General features: G+C 60.0%; 10 protein-coding genes. 2 read left to right on the forward strand and 8 right to left on the reverse strand.

The window, feature by feature from the left end:
• Window positions 1-60: 60 nt before the first annotated feature.
• The 4 genes from GM668_RS26415 to GM668_RS26430 all read right to left on the reverse strand — a co-directional run bounded on the left by GM668_RS26415 (window position 61) and on the right by GM668_RS26430 (window position 4,584).
• Window positions 61-483: a hypothetical protein gene (locus GM668_RS26415; RefSeq protein ID WP_155441964.1), complete on the reverse strand. Its 423-nt coding sequence runs from the start codon at window positions 481-483 to the stop codon at window positions 61-63.
• The gene (locus GM668_RS26420; protein ID WP_155441965.1) at window positions 480-1,043 is read right to left on the reverse strand and encodes a lysozyme family protein; all 564 of its coding nucleotides are present in this window, start codon (window positions 1,041-1,043) and stop codon (window positions 480-482) included. Before GM668_RS26420 ends, GM668_RS26415 begins: the two co-directional genes overlap by 4 nt.
• 68 nt (window positions 1,044-1,111) lie before the next feature.
• Window positions 1,112-1,630, reverse strand: coding sequence for a PAAR domain-containing protein (locus tag GM668_RS26425; protein ID WP_155441966.1), 519 nt, complete (start codon window positions 1,628-1,630; stop codon window positions 1,112-1,114).
• Window positions 1,631-1,731: 101 nt separating this feature from the next.
• Complete coding sequence (locus GM668_RS26430) at window positions 1,732-4,584, reverse strand: ankyrin repeat domain-containing protein (protein WP_155441967.1); 2,853 nt, start codon at window positions 4,582-4,584, stop codon at window positions 1,732-1,734.
• 91 nt (window positions 4,585-4,675) lie between these two features.
• Between GM668_RS26430 and GM668_RS26435 the strand changes: the two genes are divergently transcribed.
• Together GM668_RS26435 and GM668_RS26440 are read left to right on the forward strand one after the other, a co-directional pair.
• Complete coding sequence (locus GM668_RS26435) at window positions 4,676-5,734, forward strand: sensor histidine kinase (protein WP_170305851.1); 1,059 nt, start codon at window positions 4,676-4,678, stop codon at window positions 5,732-5,734.
• Window positions 5,731-6,549 carry a LytR/AlgR family response regulator transcription factor gene (locus GM668_RS26440; RefSeq protein ID WP_155441969.1) on the forward strand — a complete coding sequence of 273 codons (819 nt, stop codon included), beginning with the start codon at window positions 5,731-5,733 and terminating at the stop codon, window positions 6,547-6,549. Before GM668_RS26435 ends, GM668_RS26440 begins: the two co-directional genes overlap by 4 nt.
• A gap of 3 nt (window positions 6,550-6,552) precedes the next feature.
• Here GM668_RS26440 and GM668_RS26445 read toward each other — a convergent pair whose 3' ends face one another.
• The 4 genes from GM668_RS26445 to GM668_RS26460 all read right to left on the reverse strand — a co-directional run bounded on the left by GM668_RS26445 (window position 6,553) and on the right by GM668_RS26460 (window position 12,825).
• The gene (locus GM668_RS26445) at window positions 6,553-10,194 is read right to left on the reverse strand and encodes a M1 family aminopeptidase (RefSeq protein WP_155441970.1); all 3,642 of its coding nucleotides are present in this window, start codon (window positions 10,192-10,194) and stop codon (window positions 6,553-6,555) included.
• Window positions 10,195-10,204: 10 nt separating this feature from the next.
• Window positions 10,205-11,074, reverse strand: a complete 870-nt coding sequence (locus GM668_RS26450) for an ABC transporter ATP-binding protein (protein WP_155441971.1) — start codon at window positions 11,072-11,074, stop codon at window positions 10,205-10,207.
• A gap of 155 nt (window positions 11,075-11,229) precedes the next feature.
• The gene (locus tag GM668_RS26455; protein ID WP_155441972.1) at window positions 11,230-11,559 is read right to left on the reverse strand and encodes a helix-turn-helix domain-containing protein; all 330 of its coding nucleotides are present in this window, start codon (window positions 11,557-11,559) and stop codon (window positions 11,230-11,232) included.
• Window positions 11,560-11,649: 90 nt separating this feature from the next.
• Complete coding sequence (locus GM668_RS26460; RefSeq protein ID WP_308506846.1) at window positions 11,650-12,825, reverse strand: SMP-30/gluconolactonase/LRE family protein; 1,176 nt, start codon at window positions 12,823-12,825, stop codon at window positions 11,650-11,652.
• Between the last annotated feature and the right edge of the window lie 123 nt (window positions 12,826-12,948).

A 12,948-nucleotide genomic window follows, 5' to 3' on the forward strand; every position in this document is an offset into this window, starting at 1 on the left:
ATGATTTCATTTGTCAGAATGCTGCGTAGGGTATGAGCCGGCGCAGTCCGGCTCAATAATTTAATGCGATGATGGAGGTGCCTGCTTGGCCCAGTAGTAAACGCGCAGTGTTTCCCTCGTTTCGCCGGTTGCCATCAATTGCAGCCAGACCTTCCCCTTCCGATAGTAAAAAGTACAGACGGGCTTATCTGTCGGACATCCCTCTACTTCGACCACCCCGTTTCGATGCAGTTCGCAATCCAGCAAGACGCAATCTGGTTGCTCGTCCGCTCGCCAAGTTTTGAGCAGATTATAGGGCCGCCATCCTTGTTTTAAAATCTGCTTTCGAGCGGCAGTAAAGGTTGTCCCAACAACTAATCCGGATACCAGGTAAGGGAGCTTTCTGGCATCAACCGTCTCCGGATCGGGTGGATAAAAACGTAGATCGTAATCGGCGTCGAAATTAGCCGCAGAGAGTAGCGAGGCAAAGAGCAAAGCGTTCATTGGTTGACCTTTCCACCAGCAGCTACGTACCAAACGCGAAGCGTGTCGTATGAGTGCTTGCGAAGCGAAACCCATTCTTGGCCCTTCAGCAATTGAATGGCGGACTTCAATTTGCCAGCTAAAACATCTGGCATCGCTTTGCGAAATCGTATTGTTTCAACAGCAATTAGATCTTGTGTGTGGGGGGAGAAGTCGAGCAATCCTTGTGCTTTGATGCCGTGTTCCCTCCAACAGGCATCGTTTATCTGATACAGGCCAGATGCAGTGGATTTGTTTTCCAGGCCAAAACCTGGGTGCGTGGATTCATCGGTGAATATCAGTTCCGGATGTTTGGCGTTCCAGCCGAATTTTGCGTGGTAATCGCCACCTTCGGATTTCCCAATCATGACCAAAAATGCTTTAACATTGCTGTCTTCCAGATACTGCGTGTTTTCTTCTATACGTCGCTTGAGCTTGGAAAGACGGACCTCCTTAGCGTCGGAATTTTCGCTGAGAGTCGTTGTGCGGGTAGCTGTTTTCCTCAAGCGTTTTCCGTTTGGTGATATGACTTCTGAGTCCATGTTTACCTCTGCGAAAGTTGAAAAAGGTTAAGACTTCAGCTCAGTTGGACGCTGCGTCAAGAATCAAATCAAATGTAGATGTCGACAGATTCAGCTTGCGCTGTTGCCGAAAGTAGGTGGGTATGCCCGACCGCATCTGTGATGCCGAATTCAAGGTCGCCATTCGCCCGACGGATGGCATATTCCGTAGCTTGGAGAGGGGTGCCGCTGTCCTCGTCTATGAGGACATACTTGTCGTCGAAGGATAACTGCTGAGGTGCCGAATGTGTCGATAGCGCGGGATCACTAGTGTGCTTTGATTGATGATTTGCAGCAGATGAACTGACATCGATTGTTGCTGCATGCTGTGATGCGATAAGCGTGGCACCACACGCCGTCTTCATTCCTTCAACTGCCGTACCGATAGCGCCAAAGAAGTGGTTGTTTGTTCCCTCAATGATCGGAAAATCGCCTTTACATAAAGGGCAATACACTTTATGCCCTCGGCCAGCAATTGGTTTTCCAAAAAGGATGGCATGCGAAAAACCTTCCTTGACGATTCCACCATGCGATGTTCTGTCGCCTTGCCGAATAATCGCTTTGCCCATAACTGTCTTTCTTAAAAGAAAAACCTGAGCTTACGAAGCGGCGACAGACAAGGCATTGATTTCCGACAATCCTATATCTAACAATTTGATGAAAGTGGTGTTTATGTACCCCACTTCTCCCGATGATGAACAAACATCATCGCCCGCGGAGCCCTTGGCAAATCCGCCTCATTCAACAACACGTCAATATGATCCTCATAACTAGGCTCCGCCAATTCCTTCACCAGCGCCAGATTCAACGCCGCAAACACATTGACCCACCGATCCCCATCCACAACGCGCCTGCGCACTGACAGCGCAGGATTGAACTGATACAGCCCCGTCGTCACCCGCAGGAACAGCCTTCGGTTGTACGCATACTCCCGGTCCCGCTCATTGCGCGACAACACGCCAGATATATATGCGCGCTTCTTGCGCTCCGGCGCCGCCACCGCATCCGGCAGCTTTTCCAGCGCCGCCGCCAGCAGCCCCGCATCAAACGCGCCGCTATCTTCTCCATCCAGGCTGCCGAAGCACGATTTGAACAGCACCCACATCACCTGGAACAGCAGGTATTCCGACTGCTGCCGCTCGATGCGCACCAGCCGCCCATCCGCCTGCACGTCGATGCACGCCGGCGCCACCAGTTGCCATACTGCCGGCAGCGATTTCTCCGCATACGCAGGATCGCGCAGCGCCGTGGCAATCGCCCAGTGCAGCGCATTGCGCCCCGTATGGTCGACCGCTTCCACATCCGCGCCGCGTGCCAGCAGCGCTTCCACCAGCGGCACATTGCCGGCGGCAGCGGCAGCCATCAGCGGCGTCAAATTCATCGGCGTGCGGTGCTCGACACCATGCTTGTCGCACTGCCGCAGCACGTCCTTGAAACTCTGCGCGAAGTAAGGCAGGAAGTGGCGCCGCGCCTGCGTGGCGCCGGCCAGCGCGAAGTTGGCTGCTTGCGCATAACCCGTGTCATGTTCCAGCGACAGCGCCAGGATCGGCTCATCATAGGCCAACGCATAGTCGTACAACTGCGCCTTGTGCTTGCTGCCGGGCGCCTTGTCGATAAAGACTTTGTGCAGCGTGTCGCGCAGGCGCGGTTCGTCGAATACAGGCCAAGGCACGGGCGCGGTTTTCAGGATCATGCGCTCAATGGCGTCGGCCTGTTCCTGCTTGCCCTGCAACGCCAGTTTTCTCGCTTCCTTTTGCCAGTCTTCCAGGCTCGATGCCTGCGCATCACCATGCGCACCGGCGCCCGTATCGCGGATTTCCAGTAAGCGCAGCAGCGGGTGCAGCACGTCCGACTCCACCAGGTAGACGTTGCGCACCGCGCGTGTCAGCGCGACATACAGCGCATTCACATAAAACTTGTAAATCTCCAGCGATTTGTCGGCCTTGTCCTTCGCTCGGCTGTAGTGCAAATCGTCGGCAGCCAGGTCGGCGGGTGTCACGCCATCGGCAATGTCGCCAAACGGCGCCCGGTTGTCGGAGATAAAGCGGAACAGCACGATGCTGTCGTATTCCAGTCCCTTCGCTTCGTGCACGGAAAAGATCAACGGCGTTTCGAACTGCTTCCGGGCTTCCGCCTTGTCTTCGTCGCGCAGCACCAGGACCGCGAAGCGCGTGGAGCGGCGCGTTTGCGCATTCAGGTCGCGGCGCACCTTGGCGCTGTCAGCCAGCAGCGAAACCGTTCCTGCGTCGCCGCCAACGGCATCGACCAGGAAATTGCTCTCGCGGTCGATCGAACCAAAGCGGCTGTGCTTAATTTTCAGCAGTGTGTTGGCCGTGCGCGTGACTTGCGCGCCATTCCTGAAATTCGCCCGCAATACTTGCAGCTGCTGCTTTTCCGCCAGCGCGGCATCGTGCCAGAACAGCGTCTTGATGCGGCTCCACGCAAAAAAATTCGGGTGCACGATCTGGTTGGAATCGCCGCACATCAGGAACTGGCCGGGCTTCTTCAGCGTTTTGAGCACCAGCGCCAGTTGCACCATGGTGAGGTCTTGCACTTCGTCGATGACGACAAAGTCATAGCGCCCGCCGGCCAGGGACAACCGCTCATGCGCTGCCAGGTTCAGGTCAAACAAGCCTGCTTCCTTCAGCCACGCACGATAGCGCTCAAACAGGTCGTATAGTGCGCCCCGTTCGCGTTCGGCAAAAATCGACTGGCGCAGGCCGAGGGCCAGGTAGGCATCGCGCGACAGCACGCCTTCCGCGCCGGCCGTGATGACGCCACGGATTTCTTCAAATGCCTGGTGCGCATCGATGCCCTTGAACTGCTGGCGCACGCGCACAAACCAGCCGGAGAAATCACGCCATTGCGCTTCACGTCCCTGCGGCACGTGGATCGATTCCACGAATTCGCGGTACGACAGGAACGTGCATTGCTGGCCTTCGCGCTGGTAGCCGTGCGCGTAATACAGGTCGCGCGCCGATTGCGCGAGGTAGGCCGAATGGGTCACGTACAGCACATCGCCCTGCGCGTGCTTCATTTTTTCCAAGGTCAGCGCTGTCTTGCCGCTGCCGGCGCTGCCGACAATGATCAATGGCGCCGGCAGCTGGTAGACCGCCTGCTGGGCGTCGTCGAACGAAATGGCTTTATCGAGCCAGTGCACGCGGCGGTGCTGCGGGTGCAGGTAGCGCACCGGTTCGGCGCCAGCCTGCGCTTCGGCCGCTTCGATGTCGGGAATCAGGTTTTCATCCACTGCCACGCCGCGCAGGAAGCGCGATTTTTCATATGCGTGGTTTTCAATCACTTCCAGCAGCAGCGCATACACTTCGCCTTCATAGCGCACGGTGGAAAACAGCAGCCGGTCCGCGTAATCCAGCTTGGCCCGATAAAATTTGCCATGCGACAGATTGACGAGTTTTTTCACCTGCGCCGAACGGAAGTCGTCGCGCTCGATGGCTTGCCGGACTTTGTCGTATTGCGGGTTATTGCTGGGCGGGGTGAATTCGGCGTATTCCAGGATTTTCATAAAACGGCTGCTGGGGGCGACGTGAGCATCTTATGATAATCCAGCCTTGGGTGCTGGTACCATTCCGTTTCCCCTACATCGAATCGGCAGCGTGAACAACTTCAAACCTTCCACCAACCGCGATTACTGGTTTTGCCAACTGGTGGGCTGGGGCACGCTGGCTGTGTTCAGCGTGCTGTCGTCTTCCTTCGGCGATTTGCAGGGCGCGTTGCGCTTCGCTGTCGCCAAGCTGTTTTGCATCGCCACCGGACTGGGATTGTCGCACCTGTGGCGCGGGCAGTTGCAGCGGCGCGGCTGGCTGGTCAAGCAGCGCGGGTTCCCGCTGGGACGCATTGCCGCCTGCCTGCTGTTGCTGGCCGTGGTGCAAACGGGTTTCCTGCTGCTGGCGGATGTGCTGTTCCGCCGGGGCGCCTTCTTCGACGACAAAGAGGGGTTGTTTTTCAACATCCTGTTGCTGGTCGTGATCTGGTTCGTGCTGTTCGTGATCTGGACCTTGTGCTATGCCGTGGCCCTGTCGCGGCGGCGCGCGACGCAGTTTGAGCTGGAAAAGCTGCAGCTGGAAGTCAGCGTGAAGGAAGCCGAATTGCGCGCGCTGCAGTCGCAAGTCAATCCCCATTTCTTTTTCAATAGCCTGAACAGCATACGCGCGCTGGTGTATCAGGACGCCGATGCTGCCGCCCGCGCCATCAACCGCCTGGCAGGCATGATGCGCCACAGCCTGCAGGCGGGCCACACGGATACGGTGCGGTTGGCGGATGAAATGACGGCAGTGCGCGCGTATCTGGGCATGGAGCAGTTGCGTTTCCGGGACCGCCTGCAATTTTCTGAAACCATCCCCCAGGAGCTGGGTGACACCTTGTTGCCGCCCATGGTGCTGCAAACCCTGGTGGAAAACGCCATCCGCTACGGCGTGGAGCGCGCCACGGGGCCATGCCAGGTCGCGATCAGCGCCGAGCGCACGGCGAACGCGGTACTGGTGCGTATCGCCAATCAGGGCAAGCTGGCTGCCGACAGCGAATCGACCCGGGTTGGCCTGGCCAACGCGCGCCAGCGCCTGGCACTGCAATTCGGCCCCGCCGCAGCCTGCGCGCTGGAAGAATCGCCAGGCTGGGTCACCGCCACCATCACCTTGCCACAGGAAGCCGCATGAAGGTTGCCATTATTGACGACGAACCCCTGGCGCGCGATGAATTGCGCCGCATGCTGCGCGTGCATACCGGCGTGCAGATTGTCGCGGAAGCGGCCAGTGTCGCGGAAGGGCTGCAAGTGATTGCACGTGCAATGCCGGACTTGATTTTCCTGGATATCCAGATGCCCGATGGCAGTGGCTTTGATTTGCTGTCGGCGCTCGATGTGGCGCCTGCCGTGATTTTTACGACGGCGTATGACCGGTTTGCGATCCGCGCGTTCGATGTCAATGCGCTGGATTATCTGTTAAAGCCGATCGAGGATGACCGGCTGGCGCAGGCGTTGCACAAGGCCGAGCGAGGTGTTGCCGCAGTGGCGGGTGGCGCTGGTGCTGGTAGTGCGCCCGCCGATGCGCCGGCGCTAAAGACGGCGCTACATCCGGCGCCGGACCAGAAACCCGTGCAGATACAGGGAGGCGAGCCGGAACAGGGTGTGCAGCCGGCCGCGCCGGATGGCAAGGTGTTTATCCAGGATGGCGAGCGGTGCTGGTTCGTGGAACTGGAGCGCATCATGCTGTTCGAATCGGAGGGCAATTACACGCGCGTGTATTTCGACCAGCACCGGCCACTGATGCTGCGTTCCCTGGTGCAGCTGGAAGCCCGCCTCGATCCGGCACATTTCGTACGGACCAGCCGCAGCCAGATCGTCAACATGCGGTTTGTGGCAGAGATGACGCCGTCGCCAGCGGGCGGGTTGACGCTTGTGCTGCAGAATGGGATGCGGGTGGCGATGTCGCGGCGGCGCAGTACAGCCTTCAAGCAGGGCTATAAGCTTTAGCTGTTATAAACCGGCGCCACTCACCTCCACTTTGCGCCGGTTATCCGCCACATTCCGGTCAATCAGCAACCCGGAAGGATCCACCACCACGTCAGCAGGCTCGCCATCCACCACCACCGTCACCCTGGACAGCCCGCCTGCCAACACATGCCGCTCCCGGTACAGCAAGCGCCCTGTCCCTTCGGCCAACACCCCGATCTCCACCGGCTCATCATAAGCCACCGGCTTTTCAACCCCTTTCCCATCGGCCACCAGCTTGGCCAGGCTGACCTGAATGGACACCTCCCACTTGCCATCCTTGCGCTGCACCGCGCTGGCCGCCTGCACCCGGTTGTCATACACGACTATCCGCTCAAACAAATCCGTCACCAGCTGCTGCTTGTCCGATGGCGTCTCCGCGCGCAAATACTGGAGCACGTCCCGGCTGGTCACATAGGGCGACGTTTGATACCGTTTTTCATCCAGCAAACGCTTCAACGCCCGGTTCACGCTTGCCTCGCCAATTTCTTCTTTCAAGCGGTACAACGCCAGGCTGCCCTTACGGTACTGCACATAGACCTGTCCCTCGACCCGCATCAGCGGCTGTTCTTCCATCTGTTCCGCACCGCGTCCGCGCAGGTATTCATCCAGGTCCCAGCGCAAAATACTGCGCAATTTCTCCTTGCCGACATGGTGTTCCGTCGCCATCAATGACGCATATTCCGCCAGCGATTCCGTCACCATTGCGCTGCCCTGCACATTGGCCGCAATCACCTGGTCGCCCCACCACTGGTGCGCAATTTCGTGCGCCGTGACATAAAACACGTGGTCGACCTTATCCTCGCCGCGCAAATCGTTAATGAATCCCAGCGACTCGGAAAACGGAATCACGGTCGGGAAACTGCGCGCATAGCTCAGGTACAGCGGCGTTTCGAGTATGCGCACTTCCTTGTGCGGATAAGGGCCGAAGTTCGCCGTGAAATATTCCAGGGCCCCCTTCGCGCCGGCAATCATGCTGTCGACGTTGTATGGATGCTTGCGGTCGTAATACACGCGGATTGGAATGCCATGCCACTCGGTCTGTTTGACTTCCCAGCGCGCCGACTGGAACGAGAAGAACGGCAGCACCGGCTGGTCCAGCTTGTAGTGGAAATAGCGGCGGCCTTTATCTTCCCAACTGCGCTGCAGCGTACCGGGCGCCATCGCGATTTGATCGGCGCTGGTGGACATGGTGGCTTCAAAGTCGACCAGATCCCCATGGATGCCATACAGCTTCCAGAAGTTGTTCCGCTGCGCAGCCTTGTCGTCCAGCGATGGCAGGCGGTTCGGTTCACCCAGGCCTCGCGCGCGGCGCTCGTTGCGGTCTTCGATTTCCAGCGACTGGTTGTAGCCGAACTGCGGGAAATATTCGTCAAACGTGAACAGCGTGCCGTTTTCATTGATGGGAGAAGGCTTGCCGTGATTGGTGAAGCCGGGATGGCTGACCCGCACCGTGAAATCCAGCGGCAGGGTGGCGCCCGGCGCCAGCGGCTGCGCCAGTTTGATCAATTGAATGCCGAAGCGTGGATCATCGCGCGCCACCGTGTGCGCCGGCAGGCCCGTGATGGCGGTATCCACGCGGGAGACGGCGCCGGCTTCCGGGCCCAGGCTGCGCTGGATGTGCAGCGTGTCCAGTGGCTGCGCCGTCTTGTTTTGCAAGACGTAGTGTCCACGGATTTCCACGCGCTGCTGTTCCGGGAAAATGTCGACGTAGGTCTTCACGCTGATGATGTGCGGGTGCGGCAGCGACATCGTGCCACGCCATGCTTTCTCATAGTCGGCACGCAAATCCAGCTGCGCGCTGGCAGACAAGTATGGATTGAGCACATTGGTGTTGTAGTAGATCCAGCCGCCGCAGGCAGCGCATGCGGCCATGCACAGCACCAATGCTGCGCCGGTTTTGCCGCGCAGTGCACCGATGGCACGCACAGCGCGCTGGCGCCACGCCGGCGGCAGGCCGCGCGCCCAGAACGCTTGCGCCACCAGCACCAGTGCGCAGGCAAACAGGCTCCAATACAGCGCAAACCAGCTCCAGCCCGCGAGATAGTGGCCATAGCCATTCATATCGGAATACACCAGCGTCGGCAGCGACGCATAGCTGGCCAGATGATGGTCGATGTCCAGGCCTTGCAGCACGCGGCCGGACGCCATCAGCGCAATGCCCAGCGCATAGCCTGCATATTTGTTGGCCGCCACCGTTTGCAGCACCAGCAGGGCCACCGCCATCAGCACATACCAGACGGCGGCAATCAACGTGCCTTGCAAGTACAACAGCGGTTCAAACGGCACACCGCCTTTGATGGCCTGGATCACCATTGCGACCGGCACGCCCGTGAAAACGAACGCCAGCACCACGGCCACCAGCGCGCCGCACTTGGCCAGCAATGGCGCCCAGTTCGGCACCGGCAGCGCGTCCGCCACGGCATCGATGCGGGCTTGCCGGTCCTTGAAGACCAGTTCACCGCTGTAAAACAGCAGCACCAGCGTCAGCACGAAATTCAGGCCGCCATCGAGTTCTTGCAGCATCAGGCGCGTCAGCGGATACGGCGTACTGTCGAAGCGCATGCCGCCGACCAGGTAGTTGACGAGGAAGTTTGCTACGCCCAGCAACAGCATGACGACAAACGGCATGCTGCGCAGGATGCCACGGGTGTCCAGGCACAGCATGCTCCAGCACTGGGCCCAGCCGGTGGTGCTGGTAAAGCGTGGCGCGATGCGCCGGGTGTGGCGTGCGCTGGATGGCGTTGCCTGTGGCCGCACCAGCGCGCGGGCCACAGCCTGGCGCAATCCTGCCGCATGCCGGGCCAGCGCGCTTTGCCGCCCGGTGCCTGCACGCTGCGGCTTGAACAGCGCAATGGTGGCCGCCAGCATGCCCAGCGCCACCATGCTCCACACGGCGCGGTTGGCCAGCAGGGCGCCCGTCAGTTCGGGCAAACGGGTGTTGGTGTCGGCGCTGGTGAAGTAGCGCGTGGCCAGGGCCAGGGCGCGCAGCGCGAACGGGTCGAGCAGGGCGGCGAACACCACGTTATCCTGGCGCTGCGCGAGGAAACCGGCGGCAGACCACAGCACCATGAATGCCAGCACGCCGACGTACACCATCAGCATCGAGCGCGTCACGGTGGCCAGCAGCATCAGCAAGGCCGCCACGAACAGCAAATTCGGCAGCACCAGTACGAAGAAGCTCCATGCATATGGCGCCAGCGCGAAGGGGCTCAGACGGGCAGGATCCGCGCCGGACAGGCTGGCGCCCGCCATCATTGCCGCCGTCACCAGCGCGAAGATCACTACGCACGCGCACAGGCCGGCCAGGAAGCGGCCGACCAGGTAATCAATCTTGCACATGGGCGTGGCGAACAGCAGGTCGGCAATACCGGCATCGCTGTCGCGCAGCACGGCGCCGGCAATGAATACCGTCACCAGGAACATGGCGGCCACGCTGAGGATACCCAGCTGGCGCGCGATTAGCAGTGGTGCATTGAGGTGCGCATTGCCGATGGCGCCGCCGATGCGGAAGGCGTCGCTGCCGGCCGACAGGCCGGCAGTCAGCATCAGCGCCAGCGCGACGATCCACAGCAAGGGCTGGCGCAGCTGGTAGCGCAGGTCGAAACGGAAGAATTCAGTCCACATGCCGTTCCCCTTATGCCGCCGCGCGCAGCTTCAGGAAGTACACGTCTTCCAGGTCCGGTTCCACGCGCGCAAAACCGTCGCCCGGCTGCGTGGTGGAATACACCTTGATCTGCGGCTTGCCGCCCACCAGGCGCGAAGACAGCACCGTGTAGCGCTGCTGGTAGTCGGCCAAGGTAGCTTCGCTGACGCTGCGGCGCCACACGCTGTCGCGCAACGTATCGATGGCGGCTTGCGGCTCGCCCGCCACCAGCACGCGGCCCGCCGCGATTATCGCCATGCGCGGGCACAAATCCGTCACGTCTTCCACGATATGCGTCGACAGGATGACCACCACCTGTTCGCCGATGCGCGCCAGCAGGTTGAGGAAGCGGTTGCGTTCATCCGGGTCCAGTCCTGCCGTTGGCTCGTCGACAATCACCAGCCGCGGCGCCCCCAGCAGCGCCTGCGCAATGCCGAAGCGCTGGCGCATGCCGCCGGAATACGAATGCACGGCGCGGTGGCGGGCGTCCCACAGGTTGGTCTGGTGCAGCAAGCCTTCCACCATTTCCTTGCGCTCGCCGCGCTGCGTGATGCCTTTCAAGACGGCGAAGTGGTTCAGCAATTCCAGCGCGGAGACTTTCGGGTAGACGCCGAAATCCTGCGGCAGATACCCCAGCTGGCGGCGCAGCGCCTGCGGGTTTTGCAGCACGTCGACGCCGTCGAAGTGGATGCTGCCGCTGTCGGGCGTTTGCAGGGTGGCGATGGTGCGCATCAGCGACGACTTGCCGGCGCCGTTCGGGCCGAGCAGGCCGAATAAGCCGGTCGGGATGTCCAGTGAAATGTCGTTGGTGGCGTGCACGCCGTTGGCGTAAGTTTTGTGCAGGTGGCGCAGGGTTAGCATGGCGAGTCCTTTTATTGTGGCTAACCGGGAGGGTAGGACTTGCGCGCGGGCGGGGACAGCGGAGTGGGATGAACGGCGGGGAGACGTGGCGAACGGTCGGGAATGATGATGAGTGGCGGGGTGTTTGGCGCCGGTGGCGGCCCCTGGAGTGCTGGTTACTTGCCGTAAGTATCGAATACTTTGTCGCGCGGGAGATCCTGCACGTAATCATGATCCTTAGGGGCGATGATCATCACCAGCCCCAGACTATCCAGCACTGTCAGCAGTTTGTCGGTACGAATGCCGCCCGCGCCGTTTTCCAGCCGCGAGAACAGGTCGACGGAAACGCCGATCAGCGCAGCCGCATCGTCGATGCGCAGCTTTTGCTGCTTGCGGTGCGCGCGCACTTGCATGCCGACGTCGGCCATGTCGTGCATCACTTGCACCGAGGGGACTTGCGCAAGGGCGTTGGCCAGTTCGAGTGCGCTCAGCTTGGACGTGTCCATGGGTGGCATCATTAATTTCGGAGATTCAGAAATAGTGCGCAAAAATGGGGTGAAAATCAAACTATTTCTGAAATTCCGAAATTTCTGTTGTTATTTCTGTAGCCAGCCCAGTTCGTTGCCATCGACATTGTGGATGTATAGACGGTCGGCAGTTTCGGTGGCGCCCGTCGTGGCTGGCGAATTCCCCGTCGGATCCTGTAAATCCGCCACGATGGTGCCGTCTTCCGTGAAGGCCATCACATGGCCGATGTTCTTTGGCCGGATCCATAGCGCCTGTGGCACGCGCCAGACCACCTTGCGCAGCGCTGGATATTGCGCCATGGCGTCCAGGCCGTCGCGTTGGCCGGCAAAGCCCAGCCAGATCTTGCCATCGAGCCCGCGCATCAGGTTGTCCGGGTAGCCGGGCAGGTTGTCGAACAGGATCTGGGCTTGCGGCGATGGCTGTTGCACGTCGATGGCGTTGGCGGTGGTGGCGATTTTCCACACACGGTAGCGGCCGCTTTCGTTGACGAACAGGGTTTGTTCATCACTGCTCAGGGCGATGCCGTTGGCGAAGCTGAGGCCATTCGCTACCACGCGTACTTGTTTGGTGGCGGGGGAGTAGGCCAGCACGCGGCCGGTGGCTGATTGCTCCAGCACGTCGAGGATGGCGGCGTTGTTGGTGCCGCCGTGGTCTTTCGGAACAAAGCGTTGCGAGGCGTCGGTGAAGTAAATCGTGCCGTCGCGGGCGATGGTGACGGCGTCGGCGAAGCGGATGGGGTCGTTGGGCTGGACTTCGTTGGCCAGCACGGTGACGGTGCCGTCCTTGGCTATTGATAGCAGGCCTTTGTAGGCGTCGGCAACGATCAGGTTGTGGCTGGCGTCGAAGGCGGTGCCCAGGGGGCGGCCGTTGGTTTGGGCGTAGACCTGTTGTTCGGCGCCGTCGGGGGATAGGCGCAGGATGCGGCCGCTGAGGACGGACAGGTAGAGGTGGTTGTCGGGGCCGATGGTGATGTGTTCGGGACCGAATTCGTTGTGGAGGGGGATTTTTTGCAGCGTAGTTAGGCCTCGATTTGCGGCGTGCGTGCCGGTGTAGCCGGGAGCTGGGGGCGCATGCCAAACTACCGGGGTAATGGGGGCCGGCCAGAATGTCAGGTAGCTGCCGAGCAAGAGAGCGATGGCGCCAGCGATCATAGTTTTATTACCTTTGGTTTTGACGAGCTTAGTTTTATCGATCTTGGTGCATGCGATGCGGCTGCAGTTGTGCCAACGAGGCTTCTCGATCATGTCGGACCGCGATAGCTTCAAAATGATTTGAGCAATAGATGCTTAAAAAATCAACCTGCCGTGAATAATCAGGGCTATAAAATTTGCACAAATGTAGTACCCTTCCTGTGCTAGTTGCAAAGA

It is taken from the genome of Pseudoduganella ginsengisoli (assembly GCF_009720865.1).
Lineage (GTDB): Bacteria > Pseudomonadota > Gammaproteobacteria > Burkholderiales > Burkholderiaceae_D > Rugamonas > Rugamonas ginsengisoli.

Coding starts and splice junctions, on each gene's coding strand:
- GM668_RS26460 (WP_308506846.1), bottom strand. CDS start 12,825: ATGATCGAGAAGCCTCGTTGGCACAACTGCAGCCGCATCGCATGCACC.
- GM668_RS26425 (WP_155441966.1), bottom strand. CDS start 1,630: ATGGGCAAAGCGATTATTCGGCAAGGCGACAGAACATCGCATGGTGGA.
- GM668_RS26450 (WP_155441971.1), bottom strand. CDS start 11,074: ATGCTAACCCTGCGCCACCTGCACAAAACTTACGCCAACGGCGTGCAC.
- GM668_RS26415 (WP_155441964.1), bottom strand. CDS start 483: ATGAACGCTTTGCTCTTTGCCTCGCTACTCTCTGCGGCTAATTTCGAC.
- GM668_RS26420 (WP_155441965.1), bottom strand. CDS start 1,043: ATGGACTCAGAAGTCATATCACCAAACGGAAAACGCTTGAGGAAAACA.
- GM668_RS26445 (WP_155441970.1), bottom strand. CDS start 10,194: ATGTGGACTGAATTCTTCCGTTTCGACCTGCGCTACCAGCTGCGCCAG.
- GM668_RS26455 (WP_155441972.1), bottom strand. CDS start 11,559: ATGGACACGTCCAAGCTGAGCGCACTCGAACTGGCCAACGCCCTTGCG.
- GM668_RS26440 (WP_155441969.1), top strand. CDS start 5,731: ATGAAGGTTGCCATTATTGACGACGAACCCCTGGCGCGCGATGAATTG.
- GM668_RS26430 (WP_155441967.1), bottom strand. CDS start 4,584: ATGAAAATCCTGGAATACGCCGAATTCACCCCGCCCAGCAATAACCCG.